Annotated in this window: 21 protein-coding genes and 1 tRNA gene; 13 read left to right on the forward strand and 9 right to left on the reverse strand. The window is 62.2% G+C overall.

The genetic code is table 11. The annotated features are described in order from the left end of the window. Nucleotides 1–5 precede the first annotated feature (5 nt). The 6 genes from ALC15_RS01925 to ALC15_RS01950 all read left to right on the forward strand — a co-directional run bounded on the left by ALC15_RS01925 (nt 6) and on the right by ALC15_RS01950 (nt 3973). Entirely contained in the window at nt 6–869 is an 864-nt protein-coding gene (locus ALC15_RS01925; RefSeq protein ID WP_050625852.1) for a bifunctional 5,10-methylenetetrahydrofolate dehydrogenase/5,10-methenyltetrahydrofolate cyclohydrolase, read from the forward strand. A gap of 128 nt (nt 870–997) precedes the next feature. Next, nucleotides 998–1450: a MaoC/PaaZ C-terminal domain-containing protein gene (locus ALC15_RS01930; protein WP_050625794.1), complete on the forward strand. Its 453-nt coding sequence runs from the start codon at nt 998–1000 to the stop codon at nt 1448–1450. Between the two features lie 156 nt (nt 1451–1606). Then, entirely contained in the window at nt 1607–2152 is a 546-nt protein-coding gene (locus ALC15_RS41085) for a zinc-ribbon domain containing protein (RefSeq protein WP_063781759.1), read from the forward strand. A gap of 89 nt (nt 2153–2241) precedes the next feature. Next, nucleotides 2242–2535 carry a hypothetical protein gene (locus tag ALC15_RS01940; RefSeq protein ID WP_050625795.1) on the forward strand — a complete coding sequence of 98 codons (294 nt, stop codon included), beginning with the start codon at nt 2242–2244 and terminating at the stop codon, nt 2533–2535. A 140-nt stretch (nt 2536–2675) separates the two neighbouring features. Then, complete coding sequence (locus ALC15_RS01945; RefSeq protein ID WP_050625796.1) at nt 2676–3047, forward strand: SANT/Myb-like DNA-binding domain-containing protein; 372 nt, start codon at nt 2676–2678, stop codon at nt 3045–3047. A gap of 149 nt (nt 3048–3196) precedes the next feature. After that, nucleotides 3197–3973: a hypothetical protein gene (locus tag ALC15_RS01950; RefSeq protein ID WP_128089400.1), complete on the forward strand. Its 777-nt coding sequence runs from the start codon at nt 3197–3199 to the stop codon at nt 3971–3973. Nucleotides 3974–4011: 38 nt separating this feature from the next. Here ALC15_RS01950 and ALC15_RS01955 read toward each other — a convergent pair whose 3' ends face one another. After that, complete coding sequence (locus ALC15_RS01955) at nt 4012–5175, reverse strand: alkane 1-monooxygenase (protein ID WP_050625798.1); 1164 nt, start codon at nt 5173–5175, stop codon at nt 4012–4014. Between the two features lie 159 nt (nt 5176–5334). Between ALC15_RS01955 and ALC15_RS01960 the strand changes: the two genes are divergently transcribed. Further along, on the forward strand, nt 5335–6345 hold the full coding sequence (locus ALC15_RS01960; RefSeq protein ID WP_050625799.1) for a helix-turn-helix domain-containing protein: 1011 nt from the start codon (nt 5335–5337) through the stop codon (nt 6343–6345). On the opposite strand, the gene ALC15_RS01965 is transcribed toward ALC15_RS01960, so the two are convergent. Both ALC15_RS01965 and ALC15_RS45820 read right to left on the reverse strand, forming a co-directional pair. Further along, the gene (locus ALC15_RS01965) at nt 6342–7082 is read right to left on the reverse strand and encodes a sterol desaturase family protein (RefSeq protein ID WP_244485883.1); all 741 of its coding nucleotides are present in this window, start codon (nt 7080–7082) and stop codon (nt 6342–6344) included. The two genes, ALC15_RS01960 and ALC15_RS01965, sit on opposite strands and share 4 nt — an antisense overlap. Before the next feature lies 1 nt (nt 7083). Continuing rightward, complete coding sequence (locus ALC15_RS45820; RefSeq protein ID WP_244485884.1) at nt 7084–7275, reverse strand: hypothetical protein; 192 nt, start codon at nt 7273–7275, stop codon at nt 7084–7086. Nucleotides 7276–7728: 453 nt separating this feature from the next. On the opposite strand from ALC15_RS45820, the gene ALC15_RS01970 reads away from it, so the two are divergent. Genes ALC15_RS01970 through ALC15_RS43985 form a run of 3 tightly spaced genes read left to right on the forward strand, consistent with a single transcriptional unit; the run spans nt 7729 to nt 8710 of the window. Continuing rightward, nucleotides 7729–8172, forward strand: coding sequence for a DUF433 domain-containing protein (locus ALC15_RS01970; protein WP_050625800.1), 444 nt, complete (start codon nt 7729–7731; stop codon nt 8170–8172). Beyond that, on the forward strand, nt 8160–8552 hold the full coding sequence (locus ALC15_RS01975) for a PIN-like domain-containing protein (protein WP_050625801.1): 393 nt from the start codon (nt 8160–8162) through the stop codon (nt 8550–8552). The genes ALC15_RS01970 and ALC15_RS01975 overlap by 13 nt, the downstream gene beginning before the upstream one ends. Then, entirely contained in the window at nt 8549–8710 is a 162-nt protein-coding gene (locus ALC15_RS43985) for a hypothetical protein (RefSeq protein WP_157860850.1), read from the forward strand. Before ALC15_RS01975 ends, ALC15_RS43985 begins: the two co-directional genes overlap by 4 nt. 2 nt (nt 8711–8712) lie before the next feature. On the opposite strand, the gene ALC15_RS41315 is transcribed toward ALC15_RS43985, so the two are convergent. From ALC15_RS41315 to ALC15_RS01990, 4 genes are all read right to left on the reverse strand, one after another. Continuing rightward, nucleotides 8713–9402: an NYN domain-containing protein gene (locus tag ALC15_RS41315; protein WP_094193599.1), complete on the reverse strand. Its 690-nt coding sequence runs from the start codon at nt 9400–9402 to the stop codon at nt 8713–8715. A 163-nt stretch (nt 9403–9565) separates the two neighbouring features. Beyond that, nucleotides 9566–10537 carry an IS1595 family transposase gene (locus ALC15_RS01980; RefSeq protein ID WP_050625802.1) on the reverse strand — a complete coding sequence of 324 codons (972 nt, stop codon included), beginning with the start codon at nt 10535–10537 and terminating at the stop codon, nt 9566–9568. A 682-nt stretch (nt 10538–11219) separates the two neighbouring features. Then, a tRNA-Arg gene (locus ALC15_RS01985) sits at nt 11220–11296 on the reverse strand. 98 nt (nt 11297–11394) lie between these two features. Then, nucleotides 11395–11682 carry a hypothetical protein gene (locus ALC15_RS01990; protein WP_050625803.1) on the reverse strand — a complete coding sequence of 96 codons (288 nt, stop codon included), beginning with the start codon at nt 11680–11682 and terminating at the stop codon, nt 11395–11397. A 222-nt stretch (nt 11683–11904) separates the two neighbouring features. Here ALC15_RS01990 and ALC15_RS01995 point away from each other — a divergent pair, with 222 nt between their 5' ends. From ALC15_RS01995 to ALC15_RS02005, 3 genes are all read left to right on the forward strand, one after another. Further along, a complete protein-coding gene (locus ALC15_RS01995) occupies nt 11905–12351 on the forward strand; it encodes a hypothetical protein (RefSeq protein ID WP_050625804.1) in 447 nt (148 codons plus the stop codon). 211 nt (nt 12352–12562) lie between these two features. Further along, entirely contained in the window at nt 12563–12685 is a 123-nt protein-coding gene (locus ALC15_RS47095; RefSeq protein WP_283806229.1) for a hypothetical protein, read from the forward strand. An 896-nt stretch (nt 12686–13581) separates the two neighbouring features. Beyond that, nucleotides 13582–13929: a hypothetical protein gene (locus ALC15_RS02005; protein ID WP_050625805.1), complete on the forward strand. Its 348-nt coding sequence runs from the start codon at nt 13582–13584 to the stop codon at nt 13927–13929. A 40-nt stretch (nt 13930–13969) separates the two neighbouring features. Here ALC15_RS02005 and ALC15_RS02010 read toward each other — a convergent pair whose 3' ends face one another. Both ALC15_RS02010 and ALC15_RS02015 read right to left on the reverse strand, forming a co-directional pair. Beyond that, nucleotides 13970–14872, reverse strand: a complete 903-nt coding sequence (locus tag ALC15_RS02010; protein WP_050625806.1) for a GNAT family N-acetyltransferase — start codon at nt 14870–14872, stop codon at nt 13970–13972. Between the two features lie 29 nt (nt 14873–14901). Then, nucleotides 14902–15644 (reverse strand): acyl-CoA dehydrogenase family protein (locus tag ALC15_RS02015; RefSeq protein ID WP_283806230.1); only part of this gene is annotated, 743 nt, incomplete at its 5' end.

Consider the following 15644-nt stretch of genomic DNA (forward strand, 5'->3'; position numbering starts at 1 on the left):
GTGCCATGACGGCGAACATTCTTGATGGGCATGCACATGCCCAAATTGTTATCGACAAGGTTGCGAGTGAACTGCACCGGCTGCCCCGCGCGCCGGGACTTGCGGTCGTGCTGGTTGGCTGTGACCCGGCGAGCCAGATCTATGTGCAGAGCAAGGTCAGGATGGCCGAGCGGCTCGGCCTGCGCGGCGAGGTCGAACGCCTGCCGGACGATGCCGGCGAGGCCGACCTGCTTGCCAGGATCGCGGCGCTGAATGCCCGCAACGATGTCGACGGCATCCTGATCCAGTTGCCGTTGCCGGCGCATATCGACGCCCTGCGGGTGATGGCCGCGGTCGATCCAGCCAAGGATGTCGACGGCCTGCATGCCCTCAACGCCGGCCGGCTGTTTCACGGCGACGATGCGCTGGTGCCGTGCACGCCGCTCGGTTGTCTCAGGCTGATCAAGTCGATCCGGCCGGATCTCACCGGTGCGCATGCCGTGGTGATCGGCAGCTCCAACATCGTCGGCAAGCCGATGGCCGCGCTGCTGCTGCAGGAGCACGCGACGGTGACGCAGACCCACATCCACACCCGCGGCATCAGCAGCATCTGCCGGCAGGCCGACATCCTGGTCAGCGCGGTGGGCAAGGCTGGCCTCGTGCGCGGCGACTGGATCAAGCCGCAGGCGATCGTGATCGACGTCGGCACCACGCGCGTCGCGAAGCCGGACGGCGGCTACGCGGTATGCGGCGACGTCTCGTTCGACGAGGCGGTGCAGGTCGCGGGCGCGATCACGCCGGTGCCGCGCGGCGTCGGGCCGATGACGATCGCCTGCCTGATGGAGAACACCGTGAAAGCCGCCAAGGCGAGGACGGCCCGGCTGCAATAGCGCAGAACGCTGAGGGCTAGGCGCGAGCGGCGGAGGTCGCTCGCGCCCGTGCGCGAAGATCATGACCTCGGAGGTAATGGAAAGCCCGCAGCGTTCGGCTATCGTCATGCGACAGACGGAGGCGCGCGATGCTCTATGCGGAAGATCTCACCGAGGGCCAGACATTCAAGCTCGGGACCTACACGATCGGCGAGGCGGAGATTCTGGAGTTCGCGGGGAAGTATGATCCGGTGCCGATCCATACCGATCCCGTGGCCGCTGCGGTGGGCCCGTTCGGCGGCCTGATCGCAAGCGGTTTCAACACCATCGCGATCTATCAGCGGCTCGTCGTGGAGGCGATCTGGAGCAAGGTAGCGGGCATCGTCGGGCGGAGCTTCGAGATCCGCCTGCCGGCTCCGGTCCGCCCGGGCGCCACGCTGACGGGCCAATCCCAGATCCAGAGGATCACGATCAGGCCGGAGCGGCGCGACGCGGTCGTGATCTTCAAGACCGAGCTCGTCAATGACGAGCAGCGTCCCGTGCTCGTCCTCGTGCTCGATGCGCTGATCCACATGCGCCCCGTGGAGCAGGCGCGGACATAGGCTCAGCGCGGACCGTTGGTCGTTCGATCTGGTCCTAGCGCAATGCCGCGGCTAGTATGGCGGGCCTGCGGCGGAACTGCAGCGCATCAATGACGTCGTCCTTGATAAGGCCGCGCAGCAAGTTCGCCGATGTGGTGCAGGGCGGATGGTGCCGACGTGAAACGCAGCAAGCAGACGCGTGGCGGGATCGAGGCCAAGCAGCGCAAGGCCGAGGAGTGGCGTCACACGCTGGCTCAACGCGCGGCCGAGCGCCAGCGCCTGCGTGACTACAAGATTGCGCTGGCGCGCGACGAGGTTCCGGTGGTGACCAGCCAGCTCGCGCCCTCGAACAGCTTTTCGATTCCGGATTTCGTCGAACGCGGAACCTATCGGCCGGAGCCTTTCGTCTGCAAGGATTGCGGCGTTGCCGAGGTCTGGACGCCGCTACAGCAGAAATGGTGGTACGAGACCGCGAAGGGCGACGTGTTCACCAAGGCCGTGCGCTGTCGCGCCTGTCGCACCAGGCAGCGCGTGCGCAAATCCGCTGCGCGCCGCGTGCATCTGGAAGGCTCGCCAGGAAGAAGCCTTCCGCCTCATCATGAGCGGGCGCGCGTGGCGTCACGCCGCTACTTCACACAGCGATGGATGTGGAACCCCGCGCGCGGGCGGTCAATGCGTCGCGCGTGCGGAACGTTTCGTTGCCTGATCGGTTCGAGACCTTGAAGCCCCCGGCGAGGGGTGCGGGCGGGGAGGAACCAGCCAAGGAAAACCCGACAAGGACTACGGCCGGAACCAACGAGAAGGAGCAGCGGATGAAGCTTAATTCCACGCAAGTCAAGCAGACCATGACGCAACTGAACGCCCAGGTGCTTCCGGACGATCATCCGGCGGTGGCGCAGCTGAACAGCGTGTTTGGCGAGCACACATTCTTCGTCGACACCAGCGGACTGAAGGTCCTCGAACCCGCGCAGAGTTCCGACATGGCGGGACAAACCGGCGAGGTAGTGAGCCTTGCCGAATGGAGCGATCCGGAGCTGACCTCGCTGCGGCCGCACGAGCCCGAGCCGACCGGCGTGCTCATCACGCTTGAACCCAGCAAACACTAAGTGAGACAACGATCGACGATCGGCCCTCTTGATGGCGACAGTCTCCAACGTCACCTCAAGAGGTGCCGAAAGTCACATGGCAAATCAGTTCTGCCTGCGTATGCATCGTTCGAGATGGGTATCCAGGCGGTGAGGGGCAGATGGGGATCGTGCGGCGCTGGAGCTCTGACGAGGACGAGAAGCTCAGAGAACTCGCCAGGGCCGGCAAGAACGCTCTCGAGATCAGCAACGAACTGACCCGCAGCGCTTCGGCGGTGCGGCGGCGAGCCGAGGTCCTGTCGGTCCTCATCATGGCGAAGGCATTTCGCGCGCGCCCGTCGCACGTCGCCACCCATCTCGAAAGAGTAGCGATCGACGCGATTCGAAACCGCCGCTCGTTTCCTGCGGGCGTCGGCCCGAGCACCATTGCCGGAATGATCGACAAGGGCTGGATCGTCCCGGAGCTGGGGCGGCGCTATCGCGTCACCGATGCCGGCGTGGAGGCGGTGCGGGCCAAGATCCCGAGTGGGTGAAGGCAGCGCGGCAACGGTTCGTGACAGCGGAACTATTTGAGGCCAATTGCAAGATTTTGCGCCCGAGACGGATGTCCTATCCGTTCAATCATCGGAGGCGCGACGACCTGGGTCTCCGCGTCTCACTCCAGCCGTACGTGATTGCGCCGATGCTCACCGCCCAGTTTGCTCCAGCCGACCGGTACCAGCGTTTCGCCGATCTTGCGCCGTTTGTCCGCGAGGCGATCGGCATCATCGCAGCACTGACCCCGGCTCAACGTCTGGACGTGGAATTCCTCGAACGGGAGTTCATCCCTGCGCTGGGCCTCAACGACGAGCTGCTGCGTGAGCAGCCGCCGGAGCTTGCGCCGTATTTCGGCAGAGGTCTTCACCTCTGGCAGTATCCGAACCAGCTCGCGCCGTATCTGGCCTGGCTTGCGCGCAACGCGTCCGGCATTGCCTCCTACATGGAAATCGGCTGCCGTTGGGGCGGCATGTTCATTCTGGTGACGGAGTGGCTCAGGACCAGCGGTGCCGACCTCAAGACCGTGATCGCGCTCGATCCGATCGCGCCAACGCCGTTCATCTCGACCTATTTCGATCTGCTGCAGCAGCAGGGTGGCATCGAGCCGATCTACGTGCAGGACTTTTCAACCTCACCGCTGGTCGCGGCGCATGTCGAGCAGCTGAAGCCCGATTTCGTCTTCATCGACGGGGATCACAGCCTGCGCGGCGCGATGCTGGATCATTTGCTGGTGCGCTCGCACGCCAGGATCATCGTGCATCATGACATCCATTCCCAGGCTTGCCCGGATACGACGCTGCTCTGGACGGCACTGAAGCAATTCGAAGCGCCAGGCTTCGACACGTTCGAGTTCACCAGCCAGTATCCGTCCGTCAACGGCGCCTTCCTCGGCATCGGCGCGATGAAGCGGCGGTCCGCGTAAGGACCACCGCCGCCTGCCCGGAAGCCGGGCGATGCCAGCTACGACGTTGCAATGCCGGGCTCGGTGTGCGGCCGCTCGCCCAGGTTCAGCCTGCTCTTGTCGCCGCCAGCCCAGGCCAGTGTCTTCGGGTCCATCACGCGGAACCAGAGCGGCGGGATCGCGGCAAGGCCGAACATGCCGGTGTAGCCGTTCGGCAGCCGCGGGATGTCGTCGAAATCACGCAGCGACTGGTAGGGGCGCATCGGGTTGGCGTGGTGATCCGAGTGACGTTGCAGATGGAACGTCATCAGGTTCGAGACGATGTGGTTGGTGTTCCAGGAGTGGCGCGGCTCGACCGCTTGGTAGCGGCCGTTCGGCAGCTTTTCGCGCAACAGGCCGTAGTGCTCGACATAGTTGGCCTGGGTCAGCGCGTACCAACCGAGGAAATGGTGCGCGACGATGAACGGCGCGACCTTCCAGCCGAACAACGCAATCAGGATGGCGGCGACGACGAGCGTCAGCGCAAAGCCCTGCAGGATCTCGTTGTTGACCGACCAGACCGGCTCGCCGCGACGGGTCAGCCGCTCGGCCTCGTTGCGCCAGCCGCGCTTGAAGGCGCCCGGCAGTTCGCGCGTTGCGAACGCATAGATCGATTCACCGAAGCGGGCGGAGGCGGGATCCTCCGGCGTTGCGACCCAGGTGTGGTGGCCGCGATTGTGCTCGACACGGAAATGGGCGTAACCCACCGCGCAATTGGCGAGCATGCCGAAGAAGATGTTGAGCCGATCAGGCTTGTGGCCGAGCTCGTGCCCGATCAGCAGCGCGCCGCCATTGATGGTGCCGACGCCGAGCAGCAGGGCGAGGTAGGACCACCATGGCAGCTCTTGCGTGCCGAAGAAGGCGATCAGCGCGACGTAGTTGATCCAGGGAAACACCACGGTGATGCGCGCTAGTCGCAGGTAATACGGATCGGCCTCCATCGCCGCGACCACCTCCGCCGGCGGATTGTGGGTGTCTTCGCCGATCAGGACGTCGAGCAGCGGGATCAGGATGAAGATGAAGACGAAGGGGATCAGCGTCACCAGCGGATTATGCGTCCGCAGGAACAGCCAATAGGACAGCAGCGGGATCAGCGGCGGGATGAACGAGAGCATCCACAGATAGCGCTTGCCGTCCTTGTAGGTGATGGTTTCGCCAGCGGCATTGGTGCCCGTGAAGATCATCGCATTCCCTCCAGCTGCTCTTTCGAGGCGGCATTCACCGTTGTTGTGCTGAGGATGCCGCGAGGCGGGCCTGCGCCGCCAGTTCCCAATAGGCCAATTTTGTGGCATTTTGCGCCAAACCATTTGGCTGGACGCACGCGCGGGAGGGGCGCCAACGCCATGCAGGAATCGGAGGCGGACACGCTTCGCGTGCCGGTGTCCGCGAGCTATGCGCGGGCGCTGGTGCGGGCGTTCGGCAAGACGCGGGGCGAGCGCGACGAGCTGCTCGAGGGCACCGGCGTCGACCAGGACCTGCTCGAGCAACCGGGCGCCTACATGCCGGTCTCTGCGCTGGTGATGTTGGCCGCCAACATCACCCGTGCCCATGGCGAGCTGTGGCCGTTGTCGGCCGCGGCGGTCTGGTCGACATCACTGCAAGGGGCGCTCGATGTCGCGACCAGGACGGCACCGACCATCGCGGATGCGATGAACATCGGCGCGCGCTTCGGATCGACCCGCGCGCCCTTCATCCGCAACCGGTTGCGCAAGGCCGCGCGCTCGGCCCAGATTGAGATCGCACCCGCGGTGCCCATGGAAGGCGTGTTGTGGCGCGCTGTGGCGTTGGCCGTCAGTCTCAATATCCACGCAACCTATGTGCAGCTGCTCGAGGATGCGATCGGACAGGCGACGTTGCAATTTCCCTGGCCGCCGCCCGAAGGCGCAGAGCGGCTGGCGCAGCACTATTCCTGCGCCGTGAAGTTCAACGCGGCCGCCTTCGTCTTCGATGTACCGAACGCTCTGTGCGCGCGGCCGTCGCCGTTTGCCGATCCGGAATTGCACGCCAAGGCGATCGAAGCCCTCGAGGCGGTCGAGAAGCCGCGTTCAGATACTGCGGCGCTGGCGCGGATGGTCGAAAGCCTGATCGCGGCACGGCTGCCGCATCGCCTCGGCGAAGAGGAAGCCGCGCGCCTGGTCGGCACCTCGCGGCGGACGCTGGTGCGGCGGCTGGCCGAGGCGGGCTGCGCATTCCGGCCGCTGCTCGACGGCGTGCTGCGCGAGCGCGCGCGGACCATGCTCGCGGATGGCACGCGCTCGCGCGACGAGATGGCGGCCGCGCTCGGCTATACCGATGCGACGAGCTTCAGCCGCGCCTGCCGGCGCTGGTTTGGCGAGAGGGGAATGCGGGGCTAGCTCAGCGGTGCGCTTTGGCGCGGCTGCGCGGGCGCGCCGTCATTTGACAGCTGATGTTGCACGGCCGAGGAATTGTTGCTCCGCCGCTTCGAGGCCCACGCAATGAACGGGTAGGCGAGCAGCGCCAGATATCTGGTGGGCATTGGATGATCGATGCCGAACGTCGTCGCCTTCTTCGCCTTCGGCAGGTAGACGCTCCCGAACAGCACATCATAGAACGAGATGAACCCGGCGAAGTTCTTGTCCCTGGCTTCGGCCTCGCTGCTGTGGTGCCAGTGGTGAAATTCCGGCGACACCAGGATGTAGCGCAGCGGTCCGTAGTTCAGGCGCACATTGGCATGAACCAGCCATGTCTGCCAGAAGTAGACGGCCAGGTAAGTCGCGATCGCTTCGGTGGAGAAGCCGAGCGCGTAAAGCGGAAACAGCGCGCCGACCTTCATGAAGAGCACGTCGAGCGGGTGCTGGTGAATCGCAGCGAGCCAGTCCAGGTCCTCGACCGCATGATGAACCGAATGGATCTGCCACATGGCGGGTACGATGTGCAGGATGCGGTGTGTCCAGTAGATGCCGAGGTCCGCGATCAGGATCACGATGGGCACCTGGACGAGGTAAGGAAGATCGCCGACCGCCCGCGTCAAAGCCGCAGGCAGCACCGACCGGTTGACCAGAATGGCCACCGTCACGATGGCGATCACGCCGGCCATCACCAGCCACGTGTTGATGAACAGGAAGGCCATATCAGTCAGCAGGCCACGCCTGAAAATCTTCTGAGGCCTCGCAGCGAACAGTCGCTCGAAAGGCACGAAGATCAAAAACGCCAGCAAAAGCTGGTTCAATCCCAACAAATCGCGCATTCAAAATGGCCGCCTTGAAATGCCGGTAGCCTATCACCTTGGCTCCCGACTGCGTCAATAGGAAGAAAAGCAGCATTATAACCTTGACAAAGCACTGGACATGGACAATATTCCTAGCCGCGCCCTGACCGGCGCTGGCGCGCCCGCGATCTGAGGCCCTTGCCATGCGCAAGCGGCTGGATACCCGTCAACCAAAGAATCAACGCCCGATTGAGAAACCGAGGCGAATATGCCACGTTTCCCGTGGGGGACGGGTTAAGCGAGGCGGCAAGGTGGCTACGGCCAATACGGAACTCTGGCGCGAACGATTGGCTACGCCGGCGTACCGCATCATGGAGGCGGCGCGCTACGCGCGCACGTCCAATCAAACGATCCGCAATTGGGAGAAGGTCAGGGGCAATCACCGCATTGTAACCGCGCGTGATACTGGCGAGGACCTCTCATACCTCCAACTCATCGAAGTTGGCGTCGTCGCAGCAATGCGGAAGTCGAAGGTCAGCTTGATACGATCCGTGACGCACGCCAGTACATGGCAGAGGAGTTTAATTCACCTTTCCCGTTCGCCCAATATCGTTTCAAAACGGACGGCAAGGCCCTCTTTTTGGACTACGACCAGATCGTTCAATCCGAAAAGGACAAGTTGTTGAACGTGACTGAGCGTGGGCAACTAGCTTGGAATGAAATTCTGAGCGACCTATTACAAGAGTTTGAATACGACGCGGAAGCCGGGACTGTTCTTCGATGGAAGGTGGACGGGATCGATAGCCCGATACGGATTGATCCACGCATCGCGTTCGGTTCACCCAATGTAAACGGCATTGCGACGTGGGTGCTCCGCGACCGATGGAAGGTCGGAGACAGCCTAGCTGATATTGCTGATGACTACGTTCTTCCAAAAGATTTGGTGACCGCAGCGCTGCGCTTTGAGCGCATTGAGGTCGATCCTGATCGGCCCAACAAGTGGACACATTAGTATTTTTCTTTGACAGAACATTCGGTACCCGGCTGCCAAAGGCGCTGGCTTCGCTAGATACTCCGTTCACGGTAAAGTGGCATCAAGGCGAAGGCTTTGTCGACAGCATGCCAGACGATAAGTGGATGGCTATCGTTGGTCCGAGAAAATGGATCTGTCTTAGCCAGGATCGCAAATGGCATTTGGTGCAGGCAGAGCTATTGGCGGTAAAGCAACACGCAATGAAGTGCTTCTATCTACCAAACGTGCATAGGTGGACATCGATGCGTCAAATCGCTGCGCGACATGAAAAGATTATGAGCCTATCGCGCGCCAACGCGGGCCCATTTGTCTACGACATGAAGAAGAACTGGCAATTCTACCCGGTAAAGCTGCCATGACGGACAAGCGCGAGAAGTCAATAGAATTCCACGATGACGCAATGGAACGCTTCGAGCGTGCGGTGAAAGCTGTGGCGAAAAGCCCGCCACAGCATCGTGCTCCGAAAAAGACCAAGGGCGCACCCACAAAACGAAGAGTGCAAAAGGTGAAGAAGTAAAATTATGCCGGTGGTTGCCAGCCCGGCGGGGGATTGTATTCCCTAGGCCTACGGCCAGCGGGCTCACCTTCTTTGAATACGATTGCTGAAAAGAGGCACCGTTCTAGGTGATCTCGATTCAATGCTATTCTAGCGCTAGCGTTCGCAAGTATGTGCGTGGAGAAGTTGCGACCCGGCGGGGATACCGAGACCAGTTTCTTTTCCGGGAAGCACTCGCGAAGCATTTTCGCGGTCGCAGCCTGATCGGAATCTGCGGTGACCAAATACGCGATATCAAAAACGTCCATGCGGGCATCATTGAAAATCGACAGCGCCAGATTGATATCGGATTCTTTCTCGTTCGGTTGCCTCCACTCGGAACCGCATGCTTTGCAGTCCTTCGGCTCATGGATGTAATGGCCGAATACGGTTGTCGCTCCTGAAACCTTTAACGCGTTCAAGTATTGCTCATGGCGCCACCGCTTCTGAGAGTCGCCGGGATGAAACGCCGTACAATAGACAGTTTTAACAAGAGTCTCAGTGGCCTTTGGAATGATTAGATTACCTAGCTTTACTAGGTCTAACCATTTAAGAAACGGAATTTTAAGGTCGTCTATTGAGTGGTAAAGATTAAAACCATCAATATACATCGCCGCCCTAGTAACCACTGAAGCCTCTTGACATTCTTTATTAGTGCTATATTTATCCTGCATCAACGCTGTGATGGTACGCCGTCTAGCACCCCCCAGACTCGGTCTGGGGGTTTCTATTTGTGGCACACTTTTAGGTGGTCGCCCTCAAGACTTTCGCCAGTATTTGAAAAACGGTGGCTCTGGTTTCGGCTGCTTCTTGCGCCAGCGTAGGAAGCGCCCGGCCTTAAAACGGAATGTCTTTTGGGTTAGGCCGTCGGTAGGTCAGGCGCTTGCCAACGATACCCTTCGCCAGTTCGGTGGCGCGATCCTTGTCATCGATGCCGACCGACACGCGGTTGTTATAGCGGAAATCGAACTCCGCCAGATAACGATGCAAATGCTTCTCGCTGCAATGCTGGTAAACGCCACGCATGCCGCGCTTGAAAACCGAGAAATAGCTTTCGATGGTGTTCGTGGTGATGTCGCCGCGAGCGTATTCCTTGGCTCCGTGGTTGACGGTCTCATGAGCCGCGAACTCGGTGCCGACCTTCTTGTAAAGCTTGCTCTCGTCCGTTTGCAGGCGGCTTTCCTTGCGGACGTTTGCCGACACGATACCGGCAACCGTGGAGGCATCGGCAACAGCAACGTGGAATGAACGCACGTTGCCGCCGCGCTCGACCAGCGCAACGATGGGGCGATCATTCTTCACCTTGCGGTTCTTGAGATAGGGCGCGCCACGGCGTTGAGAGCCGACGCGGGGCTTCTCCGACTTGCCGAAATACGTTTCGTCCGCCTCAACGATCTTGCCTTCACCACCAAGCGGCTCAAGGCCGCCAGAGCGCATTGCTTCGCGCAGGCGATGCATCAGGAACCACGTCGATTTGTAGCTGATGCCCAGCATGCGGTGGACCTGATGCGCGCTCACGCCCTTCTTGGAGGCCGTCATCAGGAACAGGGCGGCAAGCCACTTGGTCAGCGGGATTTTGGAGCGCTCGAACACGGTGCCGACCGTCACGGTAAACTGCTCACGGCAGGCCGGTTCGTTGCACTGGTAGACGCCAGCGCGGTGGGCTTTGCCCTCAAGCTTGGTGATCTTGGCCTCATCCGCATTGCCGCAATGCGGGCAAACCCGGCCGTTCGCCCAGACGCGCGCTTCGAGCCAGTTACGGGCTTCGGTCTCGTCTTGGAAGATCGGGTTTTTTAGCAGATCGGTCATGGCTTTATCCCTAAAGTACCATGATCCTAACGACTTATGTCTGCTTTGTCAAGGTTATAATGCTGAAGAAAAGCCCAAACCGACGGATCGTTAAGAACGCACGTCGAGCGGGCGCACCAATTGGTCTGGTTCCAACTCGCCGGTCGAGGTCGGAAACCAGGCAACTCCAATCGGTCTGGCTGATGCGCAAAGATGCTGCGGACAAGTCGGTGGCTCGGCGCACCAGACGAGCTTGGCGACATCGATCGCGCCGCGGACGCTGGAGTGCCGCAACTGCGGAGAATTCGCGTCCGGCTCCCGCGGCCAACCTGGGTGGTCGTTCTTGAAGCCCTACGTCCCACGGTGCTTACCTCCCATGAAGGTCACACCGACCATCCGAACCTTGAAGGTCCGGATAGCGTTATCGCCGCAACTCCAATTTCGGACGCGACGTGCGGCTCGCGTCGATCGGTCTTGCAGAATGATCGGCAACGCACGGCTATTGCGCCGGTGTTCTCAGGGAACTGATCGTTGCGGTCACGGCGCGGACGGCCGCCGGTGTCTGTGCGCCCCGTCGCGGCGACGCGATCGAGTTGCGGCAGAACGAAGCCGAAATCGACGTCGACCTCGGGCGCTGTAACCGGTTCAACTGAACCGGTGCGATAGTCTCGGCACCTGCGGCACCCGTGCGGGGCAGGGATAGTGGCGCGCTCGGAGAGATTCGAACTCCCGACCCTCGGAATCGAAATCCGATGCTCTATCCAGCTGAGCTACGAGCGCCGCGGGGGTCGATTATCAGACTTGGGCGGACAGGGCCAGCAGCCTCGCGCGGCACCGGGCGGTGTCCATGCCGAGCGCCGGCCATTGCCCGCAAGCCTTCAGAAGCAGGGATGCCGACGGTGATCCTGGCCAATATAGGCCGCTGAGCTCTGGTAGCACTTGTTGGTCGATGGGCCGTCGTAATAGGCGAAGCCGCCGGCGGCCGGGCCCGGGCCGTAATTGTGCAGATAGCTGATGTGGTAGGGCAGGCCCCAATAGGCGTGGTGGTGGTGATGCCGGTGGTGGCGCGGAGTAGCCGATAGGTCGGCCGCGGCAGCCGGGGTAAGGGCCGGGACGGCCAAGGCAACGGTCAGGGCGAGGGCGGCGAAAAGCTTGGTCTTGGTCATTGGCGGCCTCCGGGCATTCACGCTGGAATCGGCTTCCCCAGCCGGTCCAAGATCCTCTAACGACTCATTTAACCCGGAATCCGGCCAAAGGCTGCGGGAAATCAGCCACAGCGCGCCAAATTTTGCCTTTTTGCGGATGCTTAACGGATTGCCAACACAGTCCGGCCAGAGTCTTGCGGTCAGGTCCGTCCGGGCCGCCTTTCCCTCGGTTTAGAACATTTCATGCGCATCACGCCCCTTGTCGCCCTGCTGCTCTCGGTCCTGGCGGTCACGCCGGCGCAGGCCGTGCTGCACATCACGCGCGACCATGGCGGCTATGTCGAGGAATACAAGGCGAAGTACAAGCTGATCCGCGACCGCCGTGAGCGCGTCGTGATCGACGGCATTTGCAACTCGGCCTGCACGCTGGTGTTCGGCATCGTGCCGTTGAACAAGATCTGCGTGACGCCGAAGGCCAGCATAGGCTTCCACCAGGCCTATTACGACAAGGCCTTCACCTTCGGCATCAAGGTCACCAGCCTCGAGGGCACCTCGGATCTGATGTCCTACTATCCTGATACGGTGAAGGACTGGATCCGCCGCAATGGCGGGCTCACCACCGAGATGAAGAAGATCAAGAACGGGGTCGATCTCTGGAAGATCGTCGATCCCTGCCCGGAAGAGTGGTAGGGCGCGCCGTCGCGGCGCCAGCGGCGCCGCAGGTCGGGTTTCCGGCCTGACGTTGGCGTCCGTTCCGTTCCGAGCGCGGTCCTTGCTGTCAGATTTTGGAACCGGATGCGCCGGCCGTTCGTTTCACTCATGATGCGTTCATCCGCATCATGCGATTGTCTCCATACGCGAGCCCGACCGCTCGAGCGGCTGGTGCGCATGGGAGGCTGTGATGGCAACCAGGTCAAATCTTTCGAAGGCTGAGCTCGCTCGCGGCGTCGCCGGCGCCGCATCCGCGCTGGTGCTGAGCGCGGTCGTGCTGTTCGTCGCTGCGCATCACCTGAGCGGCGGGTAGGGCAGGCGGCAGGTCCAACCGGATTTCAGCAAGCCGAATTTCATCGAGCCAATTTCAGGCGACGGGGCCGATCATCAAAACAGGAAGGTCCCGATCAGGAGGCCAGCCGCGAATGCCCAAAGCCCGAGGGTGCAGGCCGAGATGACCCGGACGAGATTACGCAGATCCACGTCCTGCCAGCTGCTGTGGGTTCGATAGGTCAATTGCAGGCACCCCCTGCGGCGGGCCGCCTTTGCTTCTCGCCCGGCGAGCCTGTTCCCGATCGGTGCCCAAATGAAGGCAACCGGGGCCGGCGCCCGATCACGCGTTCGCGAGGCGCCGCCTCAGACGCCCGGCAATGCCTTCCGGCTGGTGTGACGATGCTCGGCACAGACTTCCCAGGCTATCTCGATCCTGACTTCCTGCAGGTCTCGGCAGGGGTTGGCGGCTCCAGAACCTCGAATCTGGACCGGCTGAAGCGACCCAGTCCGCTGAGCTCGTAATAGCCGTCACGTTCGTTATCCTACGTCACGTCATAGACTTGGCCGAACGAGAGCGTGTCCCGCTGCAAGGTGTTGTCGACGCAGCGAACACGAAAGATCTTGCCGGTTTCGACCATGCGCCCGTCCTGAATTGTTAATCTGGTTCGGTCACGTGCCGGCCCGCTGTGTGACGTCGCGATCGCTGACCCGCATTGGGTTCGCCTGCGGTGCGCCTCCGAGAGTTTGGAAACGCCTGCGTCGAACGGTTCCTGTCGTCGTGGCTGCGCCGGTGCGCATCACGCCGCGGCGCGGGGCCGCCACCCGAGTGGCGCGCCGCCCGTCGGTTGTATGCAATGAAGACGCGCGCTACACAGGCGCCGCGCAAGCAAGAGCCTGGGACAGACGTCGTTGGGGATATCAGCCTATAGCCGCATCGTGATCGGATCGACGCTTTTTGCCTTGGCGTCGAGTGCGTTCCTTTATCTGCTTCCGCCAAGTCCGATCGACAGGAACCTGCTCCGCGGCACCTTCTATTTCCTGAAGGGGCATGCGTACCAAATTCCTGTCAAATATCTGGACGGCGAGCTCGGTGCTGCCCGACTGTATGAAGATGACAAGCTGCTCGGCCCGGCAAACAGCGAGTTGGAGGAGATCGCCGCCAAGGGCGACGGTCGGTTCCAGCTGTTCCGGGACAATAAGAGCTTTTTCGGCCCCGTTCTGCTGCTCTCCACAAGCGACAATACTGACCCGAACACGAACGGCAGGAAGTATCACCTCAGGTGACGATCCAACCTGATCTCGTCGCGCTCTAGACTCGCGCCGGTCACATGAAGCCCGGGTTGCGCGGCAGGTACTGGACCCAATTGCCGAATTCTCGCGACGACATCAGCAGCATCGGACACTTGATCCGCATGCCCAGCGCCAGCGCTGTATCGAGCGCCGCCTTGCTCGCACCAGGCAGGAATGCCGATATCCGTGATGCGCCGCTCTCGGCCGCCAGGTACAGCGCTGTATTCAAGGCGGGGGCCACCGCGTGCGGCTCCATCACTGCGAGCGGTCCGATATGACCACCGGCGTCGACATAGACGTAGCCGATCCAGTCTTTTCCATCGTGGAGACTGAACCCGGTCGCGGCGCCGCCGCTGACCAGATAGCGATGATGCTTTTCGCGCGAGATGCCGAGGGTCCGCTCGTCCGCTTGCGCGAGGCGCCGCAAGGTGCCGGCCTCCAGCTTCAACGGTGTGACGTCATATCGTGGACCGTGCAGGTGAGAGATCAGCTGTTCGCGTGATGCGCTGACGCTGTAGATCGGAAATCGCGGAAGCAGTCCGTGACGGATGTAAAGCCCCTGCGATACCGTGTTGAAGCTGAAGGTGATCAGGGCCCGGTTGGACGCGCCCGATGTCTCGGCATGCGCGATGGTGCGCTCGATTAGTTCGTTACCGATGTTTCGCCCCTGCTGGTCGGGCGACACGAACAGCTGCGCCAGAAACCACATGTCGCCGCACACCCAGCTCCACGCAAAGCCGAGGATCCGTTCGTTCTCCTCCGCGACCCAAAGGCCGTCGGGGTCGTCCCGCATCGAAAAGAGCTGGAACTTGGGCGGAGACGAAGCGGCCATCGGGCCGAAGCCGTGCCGTTCGGTCAGATCGTTGATGCTGGAGACGACGAGGGCATCGGCGAATTCCAGATCCTCTGCGCGGGCGGGCCGACAAACCACTGACATGGGCAACTCCGTTGCTGGCGGGGTCATTCTCAAAATCGCGCGGTGCCGGCATCGAGCCCGAGCGCCAGCCGGCCGGCGGTGATGTAATTGTTCGGACTCATCGCGATATGCTTCGCCGCGGCACGCACATCGCCGACCGCGCGCTCCAGGGCGCAGGTCTCGAAGATGGCGGCGGCGCCCGCGCTGACGGCCAGCATCTGGGTGATGGACGTCGCAGTTTCCGCCGCATGTGCATTGGCGAGCCGGATGTCCGCGCGTGCCTGCACCAGCCGTTGGCCGCCAGTGTCGGTGGAGGCCATCAGTTCGGTCATGGCATCGATCAGAAGGGCGCGGGCGGCGCGAAGCATTGCGCGCGTCCGCCCAACCGTCGCCTGAACGATCTCGCGCTCGCGGAGCGCGGTTCGGCCGCCGGGGGGGCCATTGGCGAGTTCTGTGAACGAGGTGATGGCGCCGGACGCGATGCCGAGCGGCGCCCCGCAAATGCTCCATGCGAACACCGATGATGGCGGCATGCGATAGAGCTGCCCGGGCTGGGTCGGTCGCAGCCCGAGAAAGGGATGGACGTGCGCGGCCGGCACGAAAACGTCCCGCACCTCGAAATCGCAACTGCCGGTGCCGCGCAGTCCGGAGACGTGCCAATTGTCAAGGATGGTCACGTCCTGCCACCCGGGATAGCAGCAGAGCAGCGGTGACGTCGGATCGCCGGGCCAGACGCTGGCCAGCACCATGAAACGCGTCGCGTGATGCGCGCCGCTGCCGAATGGCCAGCGTC

It is taken from the genome of Bradyrhizobium viridifuturi, assembly GCF_001238275.1.
Lineage (GTDB): Bacteria > Pseudomonadota > Alphaproteobacteria > Rhizobiales > Xanthobacteraceae > Bradyrhizobium > Bradyrhizobium viridifuturi.